General features: G+C 67.3%; 1 protein-coding gene. It reads left to right on the forward strand.

Annotated elements, in window-relative coordinates; translation table 11 throughout:
- A partial coding sequence (locus AC1D00_RS43725) for an ABC transporter substrate-binding protein (protein ID WP_477015014.1) occupies window positions 1-741 on the forward strand: 741 nt, incomplete at its 5' end.
- Between the last annotated feature and the right edge of the window lie 26 nt (window positions 742-767).

Raw genomic sequence — 767 nt, forward strand, 5'->3', positions numbered from 1 at the left:
ATCCTGTCGGACTGGCTGTGGGTGTCGCGCGAGCGCGCCCTCGGCGCCAAGCTCACCTTCTACCCCTATTCCAGCGCACTCGGCGCGGTAATGGTGCCCGCGGCCTCGCCGATCAAGACGCTCGCCGACCTCAAGGGCCGCAAGCTCGCCGTCGGTGGCGGCCCGATCGACAAGAGCTGGCTGCTGCTGCAGGCGCGGATGAAGCAGGACGGCATCGACCTCAAGTCGGAAGCGACCATCGTCTATGGCGCGCCGCCTTTGATCGCCGCCAAGGCGCTCGACGGCGAGATGGATGCCAGCCTCAATTTCTGGAATTTCTGCGCCCAGCTCGAGGCCAAGGGCTTTCGCCGCCTCGCCGGCATCGAGGACATCCTGCCGAAGCTGGGCGCCAAGGGAGCAGTCTCCGCGGTCGGCTATGTCTTCGACGAGAGCTGGGCGGCAAGCCATCGCGAGGCGGTGGCGCGCTTCATCGCGATGACCCGCAAGGCCAAGCAATTGCTGGTCACCTCCGACGCGGCCTGGGAGAAGATCGCGCCGCTCACCGGCACGAGCGATGCCGTCATGCTCAAGACCTACCGTGACCGTTATCGCGACGGCATTCCGCGCCGAAGCATCGCCGACGAGGAGGCGGATGCGCGCGTGCTCTATCGCGTGCTGGCCGAGACCGGCGGCCGCGACCTGGTCGGGCCGGCGGCCGAGCTCGATCCCGGCACCTTCTATCACGCAGTCCCCGGAGACTGAGGTGCTGCGTCTTCTCTCGTTTTCCC

The organism is Bradyrhizobium sp. P2_E8, assembly GCF_056403875.1.